Origin of the sequence: Pseudomonas sp. Leaf48, assembly GCF_001421885.1 — a bacterium.
GTDB lineage: Bacteria > Pseudomonadota > Gammaproteobacteria > Pseudomonadales > Pseudomonadaceae > Aquipseudomonas.
Genome location: NZ_LMLH01000028.1, coordinates 426,371 through 447,053 on the forward strand (window position 1 = coordinate 426,371; position 20,683 = coordinate 447,053).

Annotated in this window: 21 protein-coding genes and 1 pseudogene; 3 read left to right on the plus strand and 19 right to left on the minus strand. The window is 61.1% G+C overall.

The window, feature by feature from the left end; translation table 11 throughout:
- Nucleotides 1-39: 39 nt before the first annotated feature.
- On the plus strand, nt 40-942 hold the full coding sequence (locus tag ASE98_RS17825) for a LysR family transcriptional regulator (RefSeq protein ID WP_060542643.1): 903 nt from the start codon (nt 40-42) through the stop codon (nt 940-942).
- Between the two features lie 518 nt (nt 943-1,460).
- Nucleotides 1,461-1,724 (plus strand): DUF6124 family protein, encoded by a 264-nt coding sequence (locus ASE98_RS17830; protein WP_060542644.1) that lies wholly within the window; start codon nt 1,461-1,463, stop codon nt 1,722-1,724.
- A gap of 42 nt (nt 1,725-1,766) precedes the next feature.
- On the opposite strand, the gene ASE98_RS17835 is transcribed toward ASE98_RS17830, so the two are convergent.
- From ASE98_RS17835 to ASE98_RS17840, 3 genes and pseudogenes are all read right to left on the minus strand, one after another.
- Nucleotides 1,767-2,198, minus strand: coding sequence for a hypothetical protein (locus ASE98_RS17835; protein ID WP_060542645.1), 432 nt, complete (start codon nt 2,196-2,198; stop codon nt 1,767-1,769).
- 251 nt (nt 2,199-2,449) lie between these two features.
- A pseudogene (locus ASE98_RS27300) lies at nt 2,450-2,575 on the minus strand (beta-ketoacyl-ACP synthase); the annotation flags it as partial.
- An 86-nt stretch (nt 2,576-2,661) separates the two neighbouring features.
- Complete coding sequence (locus ASE98_RS17840; protein ID WP_060542646.1) at nt 2,662-3,558, minus strand: DMT family transporter; 897 nt, start codon at nt 3,556-3,558, stop codon at nt 2,662-2,664.
- Between the two features lie 175 nt (nt 3,559-3,733).
- Between ASE98_RS17840 and ASE98_RS17845 the strand changes: the two genes are divergently transcribed.
- Nucleotides 3,734-4,648, plus strand: a complete 915-nt coding sequence (locus ASE98_RS17845; protein WP_060542647.1) for a LysR family transcriptional regulator — start codon at nt 3,734-3,736, stop codon at nt 4,646-4,648.
- 244 nt (nt 4,649-4,892) lie between these two features.
- Here the strand turns inward: ASE98_RS17845 and ASE98_RS17850 are convergent, their stop codons facing one another.
- The 16 genes from ASE98_RS17850 to ASE98_RS17925 all read right to left on the minus strand — a co-directional run bounded on the left by ASE98_RS17850 (nt 4,893) and on the right by ASE98_RS17925 (nt 20,677).
- On the minus strand, nt 4,893-6,119 hold the full coding sequence (locus ASE98_RS17850) for a beta-ketoacyl-ACP synthase (protein ID WP_060542648.1): 1,227 nt from the start codon (nt 6,117-6,119) through the stop codon (nt 4,893-4,895).
- Nucleotides 6,119-6,847, minus strand: a complete 729-nt coding sequence (fabG, locus tag ASE98_RS17855) for a 3-oxoacyl-ACP reductase FabG (RefSeq protein WP_060542649.1) — start codon at nt 6,845-6,847, stop codon at nt 6,119-6,121. Before fabG ends, ASE98_RS17850 begins: the two co-directional genes overlap by 1 nt.
- The gene (locus ASE98_RS17860) at nt 6,844-7,305 is read right to left on the minus strand and encodes a hotdog family protein (protein ID WP_060542650.1); all 462 of its coding nucleotides are present in this window, start codon (nt 7,303-7,305) and stop codon (nt 6,844-6,846) included. Before ASE98_RS17860 ends, fabG begins: the two co-directional genes overlap by 4 nt.
- Nucleotides 7,302-8,498, minus strand: coding sequence for a beta-ketoacyl-[acyl-carrier-protein] synthase family protein (locus ASE98_RS17865; RefSeq protein WP_060542651.1), 1,197 nt, complete (start codon nt 8,496-8,498; stop codon nt 7,302-7,304). Before ASE98_RS17865 ends, ASE98_RS17860 begins: the two co-directional genes overlap by 4 nt.
- Nucleotides 8,495-9,031 carry a hypothetical protein gene (locus ASE98_RS17870; protein ID WP_060542652.1) on the minus strand — a complete coding sequence of 179 codons (537 nt, stop codon included), beginning with the start codon at nt 9,029-9,031 and terminating at the stop codon, nt 8,495-8,497. The genes ASE98_RS17865 and ASE98_RS17870 overlap by 4 nt, the downstream gene beginning before the upstream one ends.
- Entirely contained in the window at nt 9,028-10,275 is a 1,248-nt protein-coding gene (locus tag ASE98_RS17875; RefSeq protein ID WP_060542653.1) for an NAD(P)/FAD-dependent oxidoreductase, read from the minus strand. The genes ASE98_RS17870 and ASE98_RS17875 overlap by 4 nt, the downstream gene beginning before the upstream one ends.
- Entirely contained in the window at nt 10,262-11,422 is a 1,161-nt protein-coding gene (locus ASE98_RS17880; RefSeq protein WP_060542654.1) for a hypothetical protein, read from the minus strand. Before ASE98_RS17880 ends, ASE98_RS17875 begins: the two co-directional genes overlap by 14 nt.
- Nucleotides 11,419-13,758 carry an MMPL family transporter gene (locus tag ASE98_RS17885; RefSeq protein WP_060542655.1) on the minus strand — a complete coding sequence of 780 codons (2,340 nt, stop codon included), beginning with the start codon at nt 13,756-13,758 and terminating at the stop codon, nt 11,419-11,421. The genes ASE98_RS17880 and ASE98_RS17885 overlap by 4 nt, the downstream gene beginning before the upstream one ends.
- A complete protein-coding gene (locus ASE98_RS17890) occupies nt 13,742-14,434 on the minus strand; it encodes an outer membrane lipoprotein carrier protein LolA (protein ID WP_060542656.1) in 693 nt (230 codons plus the stop codon). Before ASE98_RS17890 ends, ASE98_RS17885 begins: the two co-directional genes overlap by 17 nt.
- Nucleotides 14,431-14,856 (minus strand): acyl-CoA thioesterase, encoded by a 426-nt coding sequence (locus ASE98_RS17895; RefSeq protein WP_060542657.1) that lies wholly within the window; start codon nt 14,854-14,856, stop codon nt 14,431-14,433. Before ASE98_RS17895 ends, ASE98_RS17890 begins: the two co-directional genes overlap by 4 nt.
- On the minus strand, nt 14,849-16,393 hold the full coding sequence (locus tag ASE98_RS17900) for an HAL/PAL/TAL family ammonia-lyase (protein ID WP_060542658.1): 1,545 nt from the start codon (nt 16,391-16,393) through the stop codon (nt 14,849-14,851). Before ASE98_RS17900 ends, ASE98_RS17895 begins: the two co-directional genes overlap by 8 nt.
- A complete protein-coding gene (locus ASE98_RS17905) occupies nt 16,374-17,321 on the minus strand; it encodes an LpxL/LpxP family acyltransferase (protein WP_060542659.1) in 948 nt (315 codons plus the stop codon). Before ASE98_RS17905 ends, ASE98_RS17900 begins: the two co-directional genes overlap by 20 nt.
- On the minus strand, nt 17,318-18,052 hold the full coding sequence (locus ASE98_RS17910; protein ID WP_060542660.1) for a glycosyltransferase family 2 protein: 735 nt from the start codon (nt 18,050-18,052) through the stop codon (nt 17,318-17,320). The genes ASE98_RS17905 and ASE98_RS17910 overlap by 4 nt, the downstream gene beginning before the upstream one ends.
- A gap of 149 nt (nt 18,053-18,201) precedes the next feature.
- Nucleotides 18,202-19,884, minus strand: a complete 1,683-nt coding sequence (locus ASE98_RS17915) for an acyl-CoA synthetase family protein (protein ID WP_060542661.1) — start codon at nt 19,882-19,884, stop codon at nt 18,202-18,204.
- Complete coding sequence (locus ASE98_RS17920) at nt 19,881-20,426, minus strand: hypothetical protein (RefSeq protein WP_060542662.1); 546 nt, start codon at nt 20,424-20,426, stop codon at nt 19,881-19,883. The genes ASE98_RS17915 and ASE98_RS17920 overlap by 4 nt, the downstream gene beginning before the upstream one ends.
- A complete protein-coding gene (locus tag ASE98_RS17925) occupies nt 20,423-20,677 on the minus strand; it encodes an acyl carrier protein (protein ID WP_060542663.1) in 255 nt (84 codons plus the stop codon). The genes ASE98_RS17920 and ASE98_RS17925 overlap by 4 nt, the downstream gene beginning before the upstream one ends.
- Nucleotides 20,678-20,683 lie beyond the last annotated feature (6 nt).

Below are 20,683 nucleotides of genomic sequence, written 5' to 3' on the forward strand. Positions count from 1 at the left end.
CGACCTGTTTGAGAGCTTTTACGACCTAATGAGGTTTCCATGGAACTGCGTCACCTGCGCTACTTCATTGCGGTCGCCGAAGAACTGCACTTTGGCCGCGCCGCACAAGTGCTGGGCATTTCCCAGCCGCCGCTAAGCCAGCAGATCCAGGCGCTGGAACAGGAAGTGGGCGCGCGCCTGTTCGAGCGTACCAATCGTCGGGTCGAGCTGAGTGAGGCCGGCCGACTGTTCCTGGAAGAGGCGCGCCTGGCATTGGCGCAGGTCGACAAAGCGGCGGATGTTGCACGGCGGGCGCAACTGGGTGAACTGGGCGAGCTGAAGATCGGCTTCACCTCTTCGGCTCCGTTCAACTCGACCATCCCCCAGGCGATTTTTTCCTTTCGCCAGCGTTTCCCGGCGGTGCACCTGAACCTGCGGGAAATGAGCAGCACCCAGGTCGCCGATGCGTTGGTGGATGAGTCGATCGAGGTCGGGATCATGCGCCCGCTTGGGCTGCCGGATAGCCTCAGTGTGGTCGAGTTGATGCGCGAGCCCTTGGTGGCAGTACTCAGTTCCAAGCATCCGCTGGTGAGTGGCAGTGAAGAGGGTCTATTTCTCTCGGCCCTGGCCCTCGAACCCTTCGTATTTTTCCCCCGCAGTTATGGCAGTGGCCTGTACGCGCAACTGCTCAGCCTGGCTCGCGATGCCGGCTTCAGTCCGCACTTTGCCCAGGAGGCGGGCGAGGCGATGACCATCATCGGCCTGGTCGCCGCGGGCCTCGGCGTATCGGTGTTGCCGGCGTCTTATCAACGCATGCGCATTGATGGTGTGGTCTATCGGCCGTTGCTTGATCCAGCGGCGGTTTCGGCGGTGTGGCTGGTGCAGCGCAAGGATCAGAGGTCGCCGATGGCCAAGGCTTTTGTGGAGTTGCTGACCAGGAAGGTTGAGCCGCTGCAGCCATGACGGCTTTGCCGTCAATCGCGGGCAAGCCCGCTCCCACAGTGTTCAGCTAGCGAGCACAATTTTCGCCACACCACAAAACCTGTGGGAGCGGGCTTGCCCGCGAAGGCGTCCGCAAGAATAAAAAAACAGCGAGCGGAAACGAGGATGCAACAACCCTGTCGGAAGCCTTTACCAACCGCTGTGGGACATTTCCGAAATCCATCGACAAGGCTACGACACCTTGCGGTCTTGCCTACAACAGATCCAGAATCCGCCGGCTTGTGCGCTTTAGGGGCTGTCGGTAGCTTGATCCGCGTCACTGATGGTCAGTGATCGGGTTTAGCAGCCCGTAGCAAATCGAAGCGCACATGCGCTCCTGATAGGCAGGTATGTCCATACCTGCCCTTGACGGTAGTTGTGCGCAGGGCGCCTTCGGGCGCGCCGGTTTTCGTTTTGCCCGGTCTGCTAACCTGCGTACAGCTGCCACCCTTTTGATCACAAGCGATTGGGTGTGGCCGCCTTTTTCAGGATGCTGAATCATGAGCGATACGCCAAACCCTGCGCATTCCGATCCGGACGCGCCACACCAGCCCAGCCCCCTTTTCCTCGTCGCACCCGATATCGATAACCACACGCTGTTGGAATACGCCTGTGTGTCACTGGCATCGGCTAATGTCATGGCCAGTGATTTCGCGAGGAGTCTCAACGGGGTGCAGGGCAACACGCTGCTGGGAATTCAGCAGTCGATCATGCTGGGGGAAATGGCGGTGAATCGAGTGCTGGATAATCTAGATCCACACTGATCGGCCCAAAAGATCGTGCCCATTCGCCGAGCGTGGGAACGATCAATAGTTTCCCGCGCGAGGCGTTTGATTTATCCGTGAGACGAGACTTTTGTAAATTTTGAACTGCTGAGTCAGGTAGGTCGACAGTGTGATGAAGTACACGGCGGATAGAGTGAAATGATTTGGGGCGAGCCAATAAGCTGTGCTTAGGAAAAGCAGTGCGGATGAAAATGTCGTCGCTGCCAGTGCAGATGTAATCGCGATTATGTTTGATGGTTTCCCATGTTTCAGGTGCTTGTATATGGGGTATTGGATGAGCGATAGCAATAAAAGTATCACCGTTACCCCGGTTGTTTTGAAAAGTGGAATCCCTATCGAGTCTGCATTGATTGGGTAGATATTGTCGGCGTAATTTGAAATCACGATGTAATAGCTCATGACGGTAGAGAATATCAATGTCGTGATGTACAGCGCTGGGTTGATTGTAATCATGGTGTATTCAAACAGTTAGAAAGAAGGACTCGCTGTTTTCCACTGATGATCGGTGTGCGAGGTCGTGAGTATTGACCCTACCGTGTAGCCTGAATTCTGGCTGTGGGACGTTTCCGAAATGAGGTACTCCGGGTTCCGAGTGTGTCTTTTCTTTGCGGGAGGAATTGAACGGTCGCCGTCCGGATAACACGGGGTATCAGGCAGCCCGCGTTATCGTTGACGTCCATCGCGAGCAGGCTCGCTCTTAAAGGTTACGACCAACGCCGAAAAGTCAGCGAAGTATTCACCCCGCCAAAGGCAAAGTTGTTGTTCATCACATATCGGTTGCACATCTGCCGGAACTCGCCGCGCAGGTAGTCGAGCTTGCCGCACATCGGGGCGCAGGTTGGTGCAAATGAACACGTGATGTTCGAAGGCCAGTGAATGATGTGCTGTGTCGTTCGTTAGTGATCAGGACCTCTGTTCAAATTTTGTTGGCAGGGACCGTGGCTTTGGATGGTTCGAGATGAAGAGCGAGTACGCTCGTCAGCACAATGGCCGCTCCTGCGATAACCATGGCAGAAGGGCGTTCGCTTAGAACCAACGAGGCCATCAACAACGCTGTGGGGGGTATCAGGTAGAGTGAAATGGACGCACGGCTCACGTTGCTCTGTGCCAATACGTATGCCCAGGCGAGGTACGCAAGGGCGCTGGGGAAGATGCCCAGAATCAGCACCGCAAGATTGACCGAGGCTGAGGCATTTTGTGCTTCGTTCCACAACCCCGGAGCATAAACAAGCAGCAGTGCCGTACCCGACCAAATGGTGTAACACACCATCGTCAGCCCGTCATACCGATGGGCATGGTGTTTCTGCAAGGCGAAATACAGACTCCAGGACAGAGCCGCCAGCAGAATCAACAGCCCATGCGCGTCCAGTTCACCAAAGCCACGGTCCCCGGTGACTACTACCGCGGTACCGAGTAGCCCACATAGCACACAGGTCCATTGCCAGCCGTTGACTCGATCTTTGAACACGAAATGTGCCAGTAACGTACTGAACAGGGGCGTGGACTGTGCCAGTACACTGGAGGCCCCGGCGCTAACGCCTTGTTGGCCGTTGTTTAGGGCGATGTGGTGCAGGCTGACGGCAAAGAACCCCAGCACCGCCAGCAGAGGCAGGTCTTTCAGGCGAGGCAGGGAAATACGCATCACCCCTGCGACGCCAGCCATGAATGTTGATGCGATGAGAAATCGCATCAGTGCGAGATGACCGGGCTCATAGGCCTCTAGTCCGATGTGGATTCCAATCGGGGAATAGGCCCAGCAAAGGATTACAAAACTCGCCGCCAAAGCGATTTTTATACCCGGTCTTGTTTTCATTAAACCGTAATCCTGGGTGCAATTTTACGCTCAACTAATCCCATAAAAATTCCTGCTTATTGAGAATATGAAAGGGCGACAGCATCACTGCATCGTGTGCCGGCTGAAGTATCAAAAACACCAAGCCGCACTACAAGTGACTTAAACTGACCCATGCATTCACTCTGGGTGAGCTATGGAATTTTCCCAACTGCGCATGTTCAAGACGGTTCACGACTTCGGGAGCATTGCGCGCGCCGCCGAGTTGCTGCACTGCGTGCCCTCCAATATCACGGCCCGGCTCAAGTCCTTGGAGCGAGAGCTCGGCACACCGCTGTTTTTTCGCGACGGCCGTGGGCTACGGATCACTCCAGCCGGGGAGGTATTTCTTGATTACGTGACGAAAATCCTGGGTCTGGCTGATGAAGCCAAGCGCGCGGTAGCGCCTGACAATACGCCTTGCGGTCCTTTGCGCATTGGCGCCATTGAGTCCAGTGCAGCCGGACGGCTGCCCCGGTTATTGTCCAAGTACCATGCGCTGTACCCGCAGGTATCGCTGGAGTTGAGCACTGGCACTTGGGCGCAACTGCTGGACGACACTGAGCACCATCGACTTGATGGGGTGATCGTGGCAGTGAACATTGAGCGCCCCGGTCTCAAGCGAGCGGTGGTGTACCGTGAAGATTTAATGCTCATCGCGTCCGAGTCCCATGGGCCATTACGCACAGCAGCGGATCTACAAGGTAAGGAAATTTTCATGTGGCCCCCAGGCTGTCCTTACCGGTTGGCGCTGGAGCAGTGGCTGGTGCGTCATGATCAGGTGTTGCCGATCGTGAGCATTGCAAGCTATGGCACCATAGTGGGATGTGTCAGCGCTGGTGCCGGCGTTGCGCTGGTACCTCGGGGTATCTATGAGCAATACCGCCACACTGCGGGTTGGCTAGGATATGAGTTTCCGGATCTGACGAGTATCGACAACCTTTTCTATTGGCATGAAAACGCAGGAAGACACCCGGCTCGGGAGGCGTTTTTGACGCTACTGCAGACAGAGTTCGAGGAACCAGCGGTGTTGGAAGGAGGCGCTTGTGCATCTCAGGTAGAACCTGATTGATTAGCGCAGCTTCACTTGCCCTCTCAACCCAACCAGGACATAAACGTCCCAGCGTGGCTCTCATGGATTTCGCCGCTCAGCGCTGCTGAGCTGACTTACCAGCGATGGCGGCCCTGAATATTGCGTTGTCCATCGGAGCGCCATCGTCAACAAGCCGGCTCCTACAGATTTGGGTGATGCAACCTATCAGCATGCACCCGCATTCCTGTAGAAACTGCCGCAGGCTGCGATGTTTTGAGTTTGCTTACGACCAACGCCGAAAAATCAGCGAAGTATTCACCCCGCCAAAGGCAAAGTTGTTGTTCATCACATACCGGTTGCACATCTGCCGGAACTCACCGCGCAGGTAGTCGAGCTTGCCGCAGTGCGGGTCGATCTCGTCGAGGTTGAAGGTGTGCACATACAGGTCGCGGTTGAGCATTTCGATGCTGAACCACGACTCCAGCGCGCCGCAGGCGCCGAGGGTGTGGCCGAGGAAGCTCTTCTGCGAGCTGATCGGCATGTGTTCGCCGAACAGGCTGCTGGTGGCCTGGGTCTCGGCGATGTCACCCTGTTCGGTCGCGGTGCCGTGGCCGTTGACGTAGCCGATGTCGGAGGGTGCAAGTCCCGCATCCTCCAGCGCTAGCTCCATGGCCCTACGCATGGTGACCTGTTCGGGGCGGGTGGTGTGCTGGCCGTCGGCGTTGCTGCCGAAGCCGACGATCTCGGCATGGATGCGCGCGCCACGGGCCAGGGCATGTTCCAGTTCTTCGAGCACCAGCATGCCGCCGCCTTCACCGATTACCAGGCCATCGCGCCCAGTGTCGTAAGGGCGCGGGGTGCGTTGCGGGGTGTCGTTTTTCAGGCTGGTGGCGTAGAGCGCGTCGAAGACCATGGCCTCGGTCGGGCACAGCTCTTCGGCGCCGCCGGCGAGCATCAGCGGCAGGCGGCCGAACTTGATGGCCTCGTAGGCATAGCCGATGCCCTGGCTGCCGCTGGTGCAGGCGCTGGAAGTCGGGATCAGGCGGCCGGTGAGGCCAAAGAAGATGCTGATGTTCGCCGCGGTGGTGTGCGGCATCATCCGTACATATGAGTTGGCGTTCAGACCTTCGGCCACCGAATTGAGCAGCATGTTGCCGAACGCCTTGATCTCGTCGGTGCTGCCGGTCGATGAACCGCAGGCGACGCCCATGCGTCCGTCCTTGATCGAGTCGTCGCCGAGCAATCCGGCATCAGCCAGGGCCAGTTCCGCCGCGCCTACCGCCAGCCGCGAAACCCGGCCCATGCTGCGCAGTTGCTTGCGGGTCCAGTGGCTCGGTACCTTGAAATCGTCGATGGGGCCGGCCAGGCGCGTGTTGAGTTCGGTGAAGCGATCCCATTCGTACATGCGCCGGATGCCGCTGCGGTTGGCCGCGAAGTTGCCGGCGATGGTCTGCCAGTCGCTGCCCAGTGAGGTGATGCCGGCCATGCCGGTGACGACGACGCGCTTCATCAGCACAGGCCTCCATTGACGGCCAGAACCTGCCGGGTGATGTACGACGCTTCCGCCGACATCAGGAAATTCACTGCGCCGGCCACTTCTTCTGGGGTACCCATGCGTTGTGCGGGGATCATTTTCATCAGTTCTTCCACCGGCACGTTGTCGTCGAGCATGGCCGTGTCGATCAAGCCGGGTGCGACACAGTTGACCGTGATTTTGCGCTTGCCCAGTTCAATCGCCAATGCCTTTGCCGCGCCAATCAGGCCGGCCTTCGAGGCGCTGTAGTTGACCTGGCCACGGTTGCCGATCAACCCGGATACCGAGGTTATGCAGACAATCCGCCCGGCGGCACGACGACGGATCATCGGCATCATCACCGGGTGCAGCACGTTGTAGAAACCGTCGAGGTTGGTGCGCATCACCACGTCCCAATCATCCTCGCTCAGCGCGGGAAAAGCACCGTCGCGGGTCAGGCCGGCGTTGAGTACTACGCCGTAATAGGCACCGTGGGACTCGACATCGGCTTCGAGGATGGCTTTGCAAGTGGCACGGTCGGACACATCGAATTGCAGGATACGCGCTTTGCGTCCCAAGGCTTCGATTTCAGACTGCACCGCTATGGCGTCCGTCAGGCCGCTGCGGCAATGCAGCACGATGTCATGGCCAGCCTGAGCCAGGCGCAAGGCGATAGCGCGACCAATGCCCCGGCTGGAACCGGTGACCAGTACGGATGGCGTCATGACTGGACTCCTTCGGGTTCATGAAGATATTGAGCCACTTGTGGCGGGCGATAAACATTCAACCGGGCGGTGGCGTGGATGCCCGGCGCGTTGATATGGCATTCGAACACGCCCATGCCGTTGTCGTCTTCCAGTGAGCGCAGGCTATGGAGGGTCAGTTCGGTGCCGGCAGGAAAGCTTTCGACGTTGCATTCGAACTTGCGGCTACCGAGCAGGAAGCCCAGTTCCACGGCATCGCCGCGCTTGCGCGCACGGCAACCGGCGAAGGCGGCCACACTCTGTGCCATCAGCTCGATGCCGACCCAGGCCGGCAGGCTACCGTCGGGTTGGCTGAACAGGCCGCCGGGCCTGACGGTCAGGCGGGTGTGAATCTGCTCATCATCGAATGCGAGGATCTGCTCGATGAGGATCATGTCGCCGGCGTGGGGCAGCAGTTCGGCGAGCGGCCAGTCAATCATGGGGCGTCTCCGATAATCAGGCTGACGTTGTTGCCACCGAAGGCGAAGGAGTTGCTCATCAGGTAGCGCGGTGCAATGGACGCCAGACGCGTGCCCGGGGTCACCCATAGCAGGGGTGGCAGCTCTGGATCGGGCTGGCCGTCCCAGATGTGCGGTGGCAGGGCTTGCTCGCTGTTGTCGTCGCTCAGGCTAAGCCAGCAGAATGCCGCTTCCAGCGCGCCGGCGGCCCCCAGCGTGTGACCGGTCATGGGTTTGCTCGACGAGCAGGGCACACCGGCAGGGAACAGGGTCGCCACTGCCTGGCTTTCCATGGCGTCGTTATGGGCAGTGGCAGTGCCATGGAGGTTCAGATAGGCGATCTGCCCTGGCTCCAGGTTGGCACGGCCCAGGGCCTTGCGCATCGCTTGAAGGGCGCCACGGCCAGAGGGTTCCGGGGCAGAAATATGGTACGCGTCGGAGCTGGCGCCGCTGCCCAGCAGGGCAATCGAGTGCCCTTCTGCCGGCTGTTTGCTCATCACGAACAGCACCGCCGCCTCGCCAATGTTGATGCCGTTACGGTTGACCGAGAACGGATTGCAGCGCTGTGCGCTAACTGCGTCCAGCGCCGAGAAGCCGTTGAGCGTCAGTTTGCACAGGCTGTCGACGCCGCCGCACAACACCGCGTCGCAGATGCCCAGGTCCAGCAGGCGTTGGGCGCTGATCAAGGCGCGGGCGCTGGAGGTGCAGGCCGTGGAAATCACGTAGGTCGGCCCGCTCAATTGCAGCCAGTCGGCGAGAAAGATTGCCGGCGCCGCCAGTTCCTGCTGCTGATAATCGTAGGCGGCCGGGAACTGCTGTTCGCGCAGGTATTGGGACAGCCCCTGGCTGGCTTCCTCGATTCCAGAAGTACTGGTGCCCAGCACGATACCGATGCGGTCGCGGCCGTAGGTCTGGATCGCATTGTCAATGTCCGGGCGGATTTGCAGCGCCGCTTCCAGCAATAGTTGATTGTTGCGAGTGTGTTGCCAGGGCGGCCCCGGTGGAATCGCCGCCAACTCGCCACGGACCGCAGCGACCGGCAACGAACGCTCCGGCACCCAGCCGGCTTCGTCACGCATGCCGGAGCAATCGCCGGCAAACAGGTTGCGGGCGACTTCGCGCTTGCCCCGGCCAAGGGCGCAGATCACCCCCAGGGCATTCAGGTAGGCGGTCATGGCGTATCACCGCTCAGGGGTGTGATTTCAAATACTGGACCTTTCTGCAACTGCAATTCAAAGCTCGTCGAATGTGAGTAGCGCACGTCCCAGCGATCGGGCAGGGACCGTTGGGCGCCGTGTTGCCAGGCGCCGGGATAATTGATCGCCAACTGATCTCTTGGTGTCAGTGCGAACAGCAGCGCCGCGAACAGCTCTCGGGCCTCTGAATTGGGTGGCAGCAGGCCGTCGGCCTTCCAGGTTTTATCAGTGAGTATCTGGCGTGCCTGGGGAATGCCGAGCAAGTCCATCATCGACCAGCGAATGCCGGCCCCTTCGCTCTGAATCACCAGTACCCAATGCTGACGCTGATCGTCCTGCATGCGCTCGATGTGTAATTGCAGCGGCAATTCCAGGCTCGGTGTTTGCTCGGGCAGCGGCGCCCGGCCGGCGCAGGCGCTCAGCAGTACGAGACACCCGAGCAGCAGATAACGCGGGAGCGACCAGCAACCGATATGGCTTCGCTCGACGCAGTTGTGGCTCAAAAAACTCATGTCCCGTCCCGTGCACAGAGTTCGGAAATGACCTTCAGCCGGCGCCTGGCTTCGCTGACGAACGGGTTGCGTACATCCCAGGCATATCCGGCCAGAATGGAGCTGATCATCCGGCGGATCTCCGGTGAACTGCCTTCATGATAAATCACATCCTGGAAGGTCCCGGCGTACCAACCTTCGACATAGCAACGGAATGTGTCGACGCCGCGCTTGAGCGGTTCGGCAAACTCGCTCTGCCAGTCAACGGACTCGCCTTGCAGCTGGCGGTGCAGCACCGCGGCGGCCATGCTCGCCGAACGCATGGCGATGGTCACCCCGGAGGAAAACACCGGGTCCAGAAATTCTGCTGCGTTGCCCAGCAGAGCGAAGCCTGGGCCATGGAGGGTCTTGACGTTGGCTGAGTAACCGCCGATGGCACGAGCCTCGGTATCCCACTGGGCATTCTTCAGCACGCCGGCCAGGCTCGGCGTTTCGGCGATGAAGCCGCGCAGGCACTCGTCCAGATTGTCGCTGCGGCCGGCGAAGTGCTCTGCTGCGGCGACCACGCCGACCGAGCAGCGCCCGTTGCTGAACGGGATGGTCCAGAACCAAACATCCCGTTGGGTCGGATGGGTGGTAATAAGGATTTTGTTGCGGTCGAAGCCCGGGCTGTCGATACGATCTTCGACATGGGTGAACACGGCCTGGCGTACCGGGAAATTCGACGGTGCCTCGAGGTCGAGCAAGCGCGGCAAAACCCGGCCATAACCGCTGGCATCGAGCATGAAAGCGGCCTGGATGCGGTACTCGCTGCCGTCTTCGCGGCGCACGCCGAGCTGGGGTCCGCACGAGCCCGTATCGACACTGACGATGGTCTCGCCGTAGCGCAACTCCACGCCTTGCAGCGCGGCCTGATCAGCCAGCAACTTGTCGAAGTCTGCGCGCTGCACCTGAAAGGTCGTCGGCTTGCCTTCGCTGAACGTGTCACCGAAATCAAAGGTGCTGTACTGCTCGCCCCAGGCAAACGCGGCGCCGTTTTTCACCTGGAAACCGGCGGCATTGACGGCGTCGAGCATGCCCGCTTCCTCGACGAAATCCAGGCAGTGGGACAACAGGCTTTCGCCGATGGAAAACCGGGGAAAATGCTGACGCTCGATCACCAGTACGTCGTGCCCCTTGCGCTTGAGCAGCGCGGCGGCGATGGCACCGGATGGACCGGCTCCGATGACTACGACCTGGCGATGTTCCATCTCAATGGTTGGCATGGGAGCTCCTTGCGGGAACGGCGGCTTTCGAGGGAAGACGGTGCATGCCGGCCAGGGCGGGCAGCAGCGTCGCGACCAGACCCATCAGCATCAGCGCAAAGTACAGCGCCGGGCTGATGAGTTGCTGTTGTAGCAACAGGTTGAGGAAGACGATCTCGCTCAAACCACGAATGTTCAGCAGGATACTTTCGCGCCAGCGGCTGGCGCCTTTGAACGGCGAGGCGGCCCAGCCGAGGCCGAGCCAGTTGCCCAGCAGTTTGCTGGCAATCGGCAACAGCAGCAGGGCGCTCAGTTGCACCCAGCCGAGGCTGTCCATGGCGCTGTGCACGTTGATCTGCACAATGCCGAAAGTGAGAATCAACGGGATGGCGATGTACGTCTGCAAGCGGCTCATCCACAGGGCTGGCAACGGTAATACCAGCGGTGCTTTCAGCGCGGCCATGATCAGCAGGTAGCCGATGCCGAAGATCAGTGCATTGAGCTTGTAGTGTTCGGCGACCACCAGCAGCGCGAAAAAGCACAGGCTGTAGAGCCACGTCTGGCGCAGACCGAGCAGGCGCAACAGCAGTGGCAGGCACGCACCGGCCAAGGGCAGCAACAGGCTGCTCAGGTGCAGGCTGCCCTGGGCGATGCCAAACAGCGTCCAGCAGGTGAGGTCGATGAGGATTGCGGTTTGCACCAGTCTGCGCGTGGCCGCGGGTGGGTAATCGATGTGGCGCAGGTACAGGTACAACACCGGAATCGCGGTAATGGCGAACAGCAAACCGACGGCCAGCGAGCTGATCCACGGTTGCGCCGGCAACAACCAGATCGCCGTGGCGAGACCGCAGGCGAATGGAATGCAGAAGCTCGGCAGGGCGATTTTCAGGCTCTGGCGATCCAGTTGCAGGTCGATCACATCGCTGAGGATGTAGCCCAGCAGCAGGGCGAAACTCAAGCTGTAGAGGTTTTTCAGCCACACCGGTGCTACCAGCGCGGCGCCGCTCAGTTGCCACTGAGGTTCAACCCAGAAGTACATCAGCAGCGGCAAGCCGATGGTCGCCAGGAGTAACTGGCTGACAATCGGAATCAGGCCAAAGCGACGGCCGACACGGGTGGCCAGGGCAAACAACACCAGGGCCATCGCCCAGAACAACACGACCATCATGCTGCTGGCTCCGTGACTGCAGCGGCATGTACCTGTCGACCGGCCCAGGGGGCGAGCAGGAAGCTGAAGATCAGGCCCAGGCTGACCGACAAGCCGAAGTTGCTCACCGCCGGAGTGCTCGACACCGCCAGCAGCCCGAACGACAGCCAGGTGGTCAACGCCGCCAGTAAAGTACCCAGCAGGCTCACGGCAGCGCCGCCGACTTGCTCGCGCATCAGGATCGCGTAGTCGACGCTGATCGCCGTCACCAGCAGCAGGCCGAACAGGCTGAACAGGGTCAATGGTTGCCCCAGCCAGCCGAGGCTGGCGAGGCTGCACAGCGCTGCCAGCAGCGGCAGAAAAACGATGCGCAGCGCCCCGCCGAAGCCGAATCGCAGGATCAAAACCAGCACGATCAGTACACAGGAGGCGAGTTTCAACTCTGCGGCGCTGACCTGGGTAGCGGCGAAGACGAGGTTCAACTCACCCAGCCGATCTACCAGTTCCACGCCAGGTAAATCGTGGGTCTGGGCCCGCAGCAAGTTCGGGTTATTCACACCTTGCAGGCTGACCATCGCCGCCACGCCATCATCGCTGGGGCCAAGCCATAGCGCTCTATAGGGCTCTGCCAGGGGGCCCGCCAATGCCGCATCGATGTCTTCGCCAGGCAATGCCTGCAATGTTGCCAATTCGGCGCGCAACGCCTCGACCGGTACGCCGATGTCGAGCAGCGGTTGCCAGAACTGCGGCAGCTTGCTCAAGGCTTCGCGCACTTGCTGCTGTTGGTTCTGCGGGCTGACCAACTGGTTGAGGGACAGGTAGCCCTGGAGCTTTTCCAGGTTGCGCAACTGATCCAGGCGTTCGCTCAGGGCGGTCTGGCGTTCGAGCAGTTGCTGCTGATTGGCGGCGCGTACCAGGAAGAACTGGCTGGTGGGTTGATAACCGGTGATCTGCGCGATGGTCCGGGCTTCATCGGTCAATTGCTGCGGCGCGGCGATCCATTGGCGAATGTCGTTTTTGCTTTCGAGTTGCAGCAGGCCAGCGACACAGAAAGCGATCAGCAGCGCCAGCAACACTGGCGTGCTCACCCGTTTGAGCAGCGCTTCGCGACGGCCCAACAGGTATTCGCTCACCCGCAGCGGCCATTGCGCCGGGCGCAGGTCGGCACCCTTGAGCAGGGCCGGCAGCAGGCACACGGCAGACAAATAGGCGCCGAGCAGGCCGGCGGCAGAGAACACGGCAATCTGGGTGAGTGCCGGGAAGGGCGTCCAGGCCAGGGCCAGATAACCGATGGCGCTGGTAATCAGGCTCAGCGTGAGTCCTGGAAGGGTCAGGCGCAAAGCCGGCCAGCTGTGCCAGGGTTTCAGGCTCCAGCTCTTGGACAGGTAATGCAGCGGGTAATCGACCGCGACGCCGATCAGGCTCGAACCCAGCACCAGCGTCATCACATGCATGTGGCCAAACAGCGCCACGCAGGCCACCGCGCCGAACAGCATGCCCACCAGCACCGGGACGAAGGCCAGCAGTACGCGCCAGCGGCGGAAGGCCAGCAGCAACAGCAAGAGAATTCCCAGCGTGGCGCCGCCACCCACCCAGGTCATTTCCCGGGCGGCCTGGCGTTGGCCTTCGGCCGCATACAGCAAGCCGCTGGCGGCCAGCAGTTGAACGTCGCTTTGCGCCGCTACTTCGCGGCCATGCTCGAGCAGGTCGGCCACTTGCAGTGGCAGGTTCATGTCGAAGGCGTTGCCGATGGTGCGTGCGCGCAGCAGCACCCAGCTTTTACCGTTCGCGTCGGCGATCAAGGCGCCGCTGCCAATGTCCAGTTGCACTGCGCCGTGTTTCGGCTGGCTGTTCTGGATACGCCCGGTCAACCCCAGCCAGTCATCCTGGCTCGATACCAGGCTGAAGCCGTTGAACGGGTCGAACAGCGCCTGCACTCGTTCCTGGATAAATGCGTCGGGATGTTCGGTCAATAGCGCGCGGTCTTCGGCGGACAGCATCGCCAATCGGCCTCGCAGCAACTGTGTGCGCAGTGCTGGCAAGTCGGCTTGCAGGGTCCACTGGACCTTTTCGAACAGGCCGCTGGCCTGCCATTGTTCGCCCAGTTGCTGCGCCATGGCGATGGCTTGTTGGCGATCAGAGTGGCCCACCAGCACCAGCATTTCGCGGTTCAGCGGTTCTTGTATGCGCTGTTCGGCGCGCTGCTCGAGGGCGTCAGGTGCTGTACCGGGCACCAGATCCATCAGATTGGCCGACAGCGGTGCGCCGTCACGCCATTGCCAACCGGCGAGCGCCAGTACTGCCAGCAGCAGGGTCAGGAATAGCCACGGCAGCCTGCGCTCACTCGGCAAAGTCATGTTGCTCCGCTTCGCTCAACGGTTGGGCGCCGGTGCTGTCCTGCATGCGCAACAAGGTGCTGTCGCCCTGGGTTTCGAGTAGTTCGATGCTTTGCACCAGCTCGGCACCGGTGATATTGATCCGGTTGAACACTTGCTTGAGCAGCATCGAGCGCGGCACCAGTGTGAGCTGCCAGGCTCGGGCGTCGCCACTGAGCGAGAGCTCGAAATCGCGCTGCAAGCCAGTGCTGTCACCTTGCAGCACCGAGAGGAACAGGCGGTTCTGTTCGGCGCCAGCGGCCTTGCCCGGGACCATTTGCCAGCCTGCGGCGTCACGACGGGCAATGCCTTTTTCGTTGATTCGATAATCCTGCTGCAACGGGGTTTTCAGCAGCCACAACAATCCGTGGTTTTTCGCGAGCACGAAAGTGCCGGTGCTGGTCAGCGGCTTGGGCAGGGCGCGCAGGTGTTTTTCCTGGATGAAGTTGCCGTGAATGACCTCGGGTTTGGCCAGTTGAGTACTCAGTTGCTGCAGGTCGAATGCATGGGCCAGCCCTGGGATGCCCAGTAGTACGCAGAACACTGTAGGGGCGAGCCTGCTGGCGAAAAAGCGCAGTGTCAGGTGTCCAGCGTTATCGTTGACGACCATCGCGAGCGTGCTCGCTCCTACAGGGGGGCGGGGGCGCCAGAAAATCATGGCAGGGCCCTCGCTACGGCGTCGGTGAACACCTTGGGCGAAGCCAGTTGCATTTCGCGGCTGGCGATGTCGACGGCCACTTGCACGGAGACGGCGCGGGTCAGGCGTTCGCCGGTGTGCAGGTCGCTGATCAGGTAATTGATCTTCAACCGGTTCTCCCATTCCACCAGATTGGCTCGTACGTTCAGCTTCTGGCCGAACACTGCACCGCGCACGTACCGCAGTTGCAGGTCGATCACCGGCCAGGCGTAACCCGACTCGGACATGGCGTTGTAGTTGTGGCCGATCCTGTCCAGCAGCGCGCAACGGGCGACTTCCAGGTATTTGACGTAATGGCCGTGCCAGACCACGTACATGCTGTCGACGTCGAAGAACGGCACGACAATTTCAGAATCAGTGTGCAGAAATCCCTTGCTACGCATGCAGCCTCCAGTGTTGAGCGGCGATGCGTTGCAGGCACAGGCGCAATTCGCCCTCCAGGGCACGATCTTCAATGACCGGCGCAAAGTCCTTTGCCAGTGCTTCGCGCATTTCTGCCAGCGCCGGTGGCAATGGACGGGCGTCCTCGGCCAGGCCGCGCAGCCAGACACCCTGGTTGGCTGCGAGCAATGTGGCGGCGGCTACTTGTTCGGTCAGTTCCAGCACGCGGATCGCATCGCGAGCGGCGATGGTGCCCATGCTGACCTTGTCCTGGTTGTGGCACTCGGTGGAGCGCGAAAAGACGCTCGCCGGCATGGTGTTTTTCAGCGCTTCGGCGGTCCAGGCACTGGTGCCGATCTGCACGGCCTTGAAGCCATGGTTGAGCATGGCCCGGTCGGCGCTGGCACCGGAAAGGTTGCTCGGCAGGCCGTGGTTGTAGCGCTCATCCACCAGCAATGCCAGTTGGCGATCGAGCAGGTCGGCGACGTTGGCCACCAGGTTCTTCAGGCTGTCCATGGCGAACGCGATGTGACCGCCGTAGAAGTGCCCGCCGTGCAGCACTCGCTCGGCTTCGGCGTCGATGATCGGGTTGTCGTTGGCGCTGTTGAGTTCGATCTCGATGAACGAGCGCAGCCAGTTCAGGCTGTCGGCCAGCACGCCGAGCACATGGGGTGCGCAACGCAGGGAGTAACGGTCTTGCAGGCGATGCAACGGCGCGGTCGGTGCGTCGATTGCCAGATCTTTGCGCAACCAGGCGGCGACCTGCATTTGCCCGGGGTGCGGCTTGGCGGCGAACAGACGCTCGTCGAAATGTTCCGGGTTGCCTTGCAGGGCCACCACGTTCAGCGCGGTGATCCGGGTCGCCAGTTGCAGCAGGTAGTCGGCGCGGGCATAGGCCAGGCAGGCGAGCCCGGTCATGACGGCAGTGCCATTCATCAATGCCAACGCTTCTTTCGGGCGCAACACCAGCGGTTGCCAGCCGAGTTCGCGATGGACGTCGGCGGCTTGTCGGCGCTCGCCACGGAACAACACTTCGCGTTCGCCGGATAACGTGGCGGCGACGTAGGACAGCGGCGTCAGGTCTCCGCTGGCGCCTACTGAGCCTTCTTCGGGAATCAGCGGCAGGATGTCGTGCTCGAGGAAGGCTTGCAGGCGCTCCAGCAGTTCCACGCGTACCCCGGAAACGCCCTGGCACAGCGACTGCAAACGTGCCGCCAACACCGCGCGGGTGGCTTGGGCGTCGAGCAGTTTGCCCAGTCCGCAGCCGTGGAAGGTGTAAAGATGACGCGGCAGGGCTTCGACATGATGCAGCGGTACCGCGACCACACAGGAGTCGCCGTAGCCGGTGGTCACACCATAGATGACGCCTTCCTTGTCCAGCAGGGAGTCGAGGAACTGCGCGCCCTTGGCGATGCGCTGGCGGAACCCGGGGTCGTCCTGCAACTGCGTTGGTGCCTGGCCGTTGGCCAGGGCCAGCACGTCTTCGATACGCAAAGGTAGTTCGCCGAAGGTTACCGGCTCAAGCGTTGGCGTCGTCATCGGTCTTCCAGAAAGGGTAAAAGTTGAACCATTGGCGTGGCGCTTCGAGGCAATAGTGACCCAGACGCTCGGCATAACGGCAAGCCCACTGATGTATGACCTGCTCGCGGTCGCTACGTTTCCAGGTGATCGCGTCGGCGAAGGGTTCCAGCGTCAGGCGGTAGTCGCCGTCGGGCTTTTTCAGGCACAGCAGCAGGTTGACCGGGCATTTCAGCAGGCCGGCCAGCAGCCACGGGCCCTGGGGGAATCTTGCCGGGTAACCGAGGAAGTCCACCGTCACGCTGCGCCCGCCATGCAATGGCACGCGGTCGCCGGCAATCGCCAGCCACTCGCCGCGCTCCAGGCGTTCGTGGAGCTGCAGCATGATGGCGGGATCAAGTTCGCTGACCTGAATCAAGCGCAGATTGCTCGCCCCGGCCTCGCCCAACAAACGATTGAACTGCTCGGCGTGCTTGGTGTGCACCAGCACGTTCATGGTGACTTTCTCGCCGAGTTCCGCCAGCGCGCGGCAGACTTCCAGGTTGCCCAGGTGCGCGCCCACGAGCATCTGCCCGCGAGTACCACGCAACTGAGTGCGCAGCAGCGCCGGGTCGATGATTTCGATTTGCTCGATGCTCAGCTTGCCGTTCCACACGTCGAGCTTGTCGAGCATGGAATCGGCAAAGGCCATGAACTGTCCGAAGACGCGCCAGTGGGTCGGACGCAATTCGTTGCGGCCGCTCCATTGGGCAAGGCGTTGCTGGTACTGCCAGGCGCTTTGCCGGGCGCTGCGGCCGAACAGGAAAAAATACAACACGATGCCATACAGCAGCGGGCTCAGCAGGCGACGGCCCAGTACTTTGGCGCCGAATGCGGTGAGCTTCATCAACCAGAAACTGCCGCGCTCTTCACGGTCGGCCCAGTGCGACTTGTCGGCGCTGTTGGTCATGCTCGCCACCTTCGCCAGAGGATCGCCGGCGCGCGCAGCAACATGCCGAAGAACAACCGGGTGTGCATGCTGGAAATCAGCACGTTGTCGTGGAACAGGCGGAAATGCGATACACCATCCAGCGGGTAACGAACCCGGGTTTGCAGCCATTGCATCGGCTGATTGCGCCAGGCCAGGCGCACCAGGATGTCCGAGTCGAAGTCCATGCGCTTGCCGATCCTCGCCGACTCGATCACTGCCAGAACCGGTGGCAACGGATAGACCCGGAAGCCGCACATGGAATCGCGAATCTGCAGGGACAGGGTGTTGATCCAGACCATGACGTGGGTCAGGTATCGGGCATACAACCGGCCCTTTGGCACACTGGCGTCGAATTGCGGGTAGCCACAGATCACCGCCTGCGGATGAGCCCTGGATTGCTGGATAAACCGTTCGACGTCCTGCAGGTCGTGCTGTCCATCGGCATCCACCTGCAGGGCATGGCTGAAACCCAGGCGCGAGGCTTCGCGCAAGCCGGTCATGACCGCGCCACCCTTGCCCTGGTTGGCGGCGAGACGGATCAGGTACACCATGTCCCGCCGCGCCAGTTGGTCGAGAACCCTGGCACAGGCCGGACTGCTGGCATCGTCCACCAGGATGCACGGCAGGTTACGGGCAATCAGCGCATCGACTACCGTGGTGATCGCGGCTTCGTGGTTGTACACCGGGATAATGGCGCAGGGGCTATGCATGGTGGCATACACCTGAAAGACCGGGGTGCCTGCTTCGCGAGCAAGCCCGCTCCCACACTGGATTGCCGCAGGTCCCATGATCCACTTGCCACACCGAACCCCTGTAGGAGCGAGCATGCTCGCGATTGAGTGCGCAGCACTCACCAAGGCTATGCCTCACTTGAAGCCTCCAGCAAAATCCGCCCACTGGAACAGGTAGCAGTCTCATCGCGATAGGTGAAATACAGTTTGCTGCGAGCCGAATCAAAGCGCAGGTGCAACTGGATTTCATCGCCCGGTCGTATCAGTTGCTGGAATTTCAACACTTCCATCCCGGCGAACTTTCCCCGCAGGGTCATCAATTGCTGGCCGAGACTCAGCGCCCAGTCCACCTGTACCACGCCAGGCAACACCGGCGCGGTGGGGAAGTGGCCGCTAAAGTAGGCCAGGTCCGGCGGCACGGCCAGCTGCAGGCTCCATTCGCCATCGGTTTCGACCTGCGCCAGTACCTGTGGTGCCTTGGGGCGCGGAGCCAGCAGCAAAGACTCGACATCGACCTGAGGCAGCTTGCCCTGGGCATTCAATGGCATTTGTCGCAGCAGACGCCAGCGTCGTGGCAAGGCCACTGTTTCGCAGTGCTGGCCCAGATGTTGGCGCAGTTGTTCGGTCAATGTGCGTCGACCCTGGTTGCGCAAGGCGTGCAAGCCGGATTCACTCAGCACCAGCAATGCGCCTAGCGAAGCGCGGTTTTCCTGGATGACGCCCAGGCGCGCCTCGGCCACCCACTCATGTTGCATCAGCGCCTGTTCGAGCATGGGCAGCGAGATGCGTTTTTCTTCCAGCTTGACGATCCGGTCCAGCCGCCCGAGCAACTCGAAACGGCCATCAGCGGCAATGCGCACGGCATCGGCGGTGTGTTCGATATGGCCGCTGGGCAGGTACGGTGAAGCGATCAGCAACGCGCCGTCACTGTCCTGGCTAAGCACGACATCCGCGAAAGGCTGCCAGGCGTCATGGCCCTGGCGCCAGGCGATGCCACCGGTTTCCGAACTGCCGAAAATCTCCAACGGCCATTGTCCAAGGCGTTCATGCAGCCGCTGCGCGGCCTCGGTCGGCAGCGCGCCACCGGAAGAAAACACTTGGCGCACGGCGCTCAACGCCGGCCAGTCAAGGTTGTCGCCCATACGCTTGAGCAGTGCCGGGCTGGCGACCCAGGCGAATGCCGGGTGCTCGCGACTGGCGCGCTGCAAGTCTTCCGGGAAAGCCAGTTGCCGACGCAGGAATGGGCGCCCGGCGCACAGCGGCCACAACAGCCGAAACAACAGACCATAGATGTGCTGGGTGGCGACGCTGCCGATGATGCACGCCGGGCCCAGTCCGGTCCCCCACAACTGCTCCAGAGCTTCAATTTCATTGGTCAGTTGGCGCAGGGTTTTCTCAATGCGTTTGGGCTCGCCACTGGAACCGGAGGTGCACAGGCTTAGCCGGCATTGATCCGGATCCAGTGCTGCCGGGGCGAGTGGCGACTGACAGAAGTCGTTCAGATGTGCATCGTCGGGCTGATCGGTCAGCCACAGATCGACATCATTCGACCAGCGCTGGCGCGTTTGCGGTTGCAGATCGGCTGGCAGCAACACATTGACCCCGGCACGCCAGGCACCCAACAGCGCGATCGCCAGGTCGGCGGCGTCTTCCAGGTGCACGGCTATGCGTTGCACGCCTTGGGCCTGCAAGCCAGCGGCCAGTTGCAGCGCCTGTTCGCACAAGCGGGTGTGATCCAGCTCCGGTTCGGTCGTTACGACGCGCGCCGACTGAGTCTTGAACAGCAGTTGCTCAAGTTTTATCCAGGTCATGGGCGGCCTCGTACCCGTTGTCGAATGAGCCATTCAATGGCAAACATCAGGCCTATCAATCCGTAGGAAATCAGGCCGGTGTACAGCATCCACCAGCTCAGCGGCGCCCAAAGCGTCAGGGCGGCAGCGCACAAACCGTTGCAGAGAAAAAACAGGCACCAGGCGATGGTCACCTGACGGGTATAGCGAATGGCCCTGGCCGGCAGCCGAGGTTCACGCAGACGGGCCAGGCGCTCGATCATCGGTGGGCCGTATTTCAGGCTCAACCCGAACAGCCCCAACATGAAGGCGCTGATCAGTACCGGATACCATCGCAGCAGTGCCGGGCTATCGAGCAGCGCCAGCAGCAAACAGAACACGATTGCTGCGGTGGCCATCCACGAACTGCCAGGTCGTCGCCTGCCGGCCAGTGCCCGGGCCAGCCACAGGCTGCCCAGCAACAGGCCGAACTGCCATGGAGCAAAGTGCTCCATGCCGAAATACACGGCGAAAGGGTATAGCAGGCCCGCCAGCAACAGGCCAAGGCCGATCAATCGGCTCATGCGGCCGGTTGAACCAGACGGTAGACCGCCTCGACCACGTCGCTGACGGTACGCACCGATTTGAATTCTTCGGCGGCGATTTTCTTGCCGGTCTGGCGCTTGATGTGATCAATCAGGTCGACGGCGTCGATGCTGTCGATTTCCAGATCCTGGTACAGGTTGGATTCGAGGCTCACACGCTCGGGCTCGAGTTCGAACAGCTCGACCAGGGCATCGCGCAAGGTGTTGAAAATGTCTTCACGAGTTTGCATGGTCCG

Bases quoted from the DNA above. Each gene is read 5' to 3' on its own strand.
- ASE98_RS17915 (WP_060542661.1), bottom strand. From the start codon at position 19,884: ATGACCTGGATAAAACTTGAGCAACTGCTGTTCAAGACTCAGTCGGCG.
- ASE98_RS17825 (WP_060542643.1), top strand. From the start codon at position 40: ATGGAACTGCGTCACCTGCGCTACTTCATTGCGGTCGCCGAAGAACTG.
- ASE98_RS17875 (WP_060542653.1), bottom strand. From the start codon at position 10,275: ATGCCAACCATTGAGATGGAACATCGCCAGGTCGTAGTCATCGGAGCC.
- ASE98_RS17880 (WP_060542654.1), bottom strand. From the start codon at position 11,422: ATGATGGTCGTGTTGTTCTGGGCGATGGCCCTGGTGTTGTTTGCCCTG.
- fabG (WP_060542649.1), bottom strand. From the start codon at position 6,847: ATGACGCCATCCGTACTGGTCACCGGTTCCAGCCGGGGCATTGGTCGC.
- ASE98_RS17865 (WP_060542651.1), bottom strand. From the start codon at position 8,498: ATGACCGCCTACCTGAATGCCCTGGGGGTGATCTGCGCCCTTGGCCGG.
- ASE98_RS17830 (WP_060542644.1), top strand. From the start codon at position 1,461: ATGAGCGATACGCCAAACCCTGCGCATTCCGATCCGGACGCGCCACAC.
- ASE98_RS17860 (WP_060542650.1), bottom strand. From the start codon at position 7,305: ATGATTGACTGGCCGCTCGCCGAACTGCTGCCCCACGCCGGCGACATG.
- ASE98_RS17840 (WP_060542646.1), bottom strand. From the start codon at position 3,558: ATGAAAACAAGACCGGGTATAAAAATCGCTTTGGCGGCGAGTTTTGTA.
- ASE98_RS17910 (WP_060542660.1), bottom strand. From the start codon at position 18,052: ATGCATAGCCCCTGCGCCATTATCCCGGTGTACAACCACGAAGCCGCG.
- ASE98_RS17890 (WP_060542656.1), bottom strand. From the start codon at position 14,434: ATGATTTTCTGGCGCCCCCGCCCCCCTGTAGGAGCGAGCACGCTCGCG.
- ASE98_RS17835 (WP_060542645.1), bottom strand. From the start codon at position 2,198: ATGATTACAATCAACCCAGCGCTGTACATCACGACATTGATATTCTCT.
- ASE98_RS17925 (WP_060542663.1), bottom strand. From the start codon at position 20,677: ATGCAAACTCGTGAAGACATTTTCAACACCTTGCGCGATGCCCTGGTC.
- ASE98_RS17885 (WP_060542655.1), bottom strand. From the start codon at position 13,758: ATGACTTTGCCGAGTGAGCGCAGGCTGCCGTGGCTATTCCTGACCCTG.
- ASE98_RS17845 (WP_060542647.1), top strand. From the start codon at position 3,734: ATGGAATTTTCCCAACTGCGCATGTTCAAGACGGTTCACGACTTCGGG.
- ASE98_RS17920 (WP_060542662.1), bottom strand. From the start codon at position 20,426: ATGAGCCGATTGATCGGCCTTGGCCTGTTGCTGGCGGGCCTGCTATAC.
- ASE98_RS17900 (WP_060542658.1), bottom strand. From the start codon at position 16,393: ATGACGACGCCAACGCTTGAGCCGGTAACCTTCGGCGAACTACCTTTG.
- ASE98_RS17905 (WP_060542659.1), bottom strand. From the start codon at position 17,321: ATGACCAACAGCGCCGACAAGTCGCACTGGGCCGACCGTGAAGAGCGC.
- ASE98_RS17895 (WP_060542657.1), bottom strand. From the start codon at position 14,856: ATGCGTAGCAAGGGATTTCTGCACACTGATTCTGAAATTGTCGTGCCG.
- ASE98_RS17870 (WP_060542652.1), bottom strand. From the start codon at position 9,031: ATGAGTTTTTTGAGCCACAACTGCGTCGAGCGAAGCCATATCGGTTGC.
- ASE98_RS17850 (WP_060542648.1), bottom strand. From the start codon at position 6,119: ATGAAGCGCGTCGTCGTCACCGGCATGGCCGGCATCACCTCACTGGGC.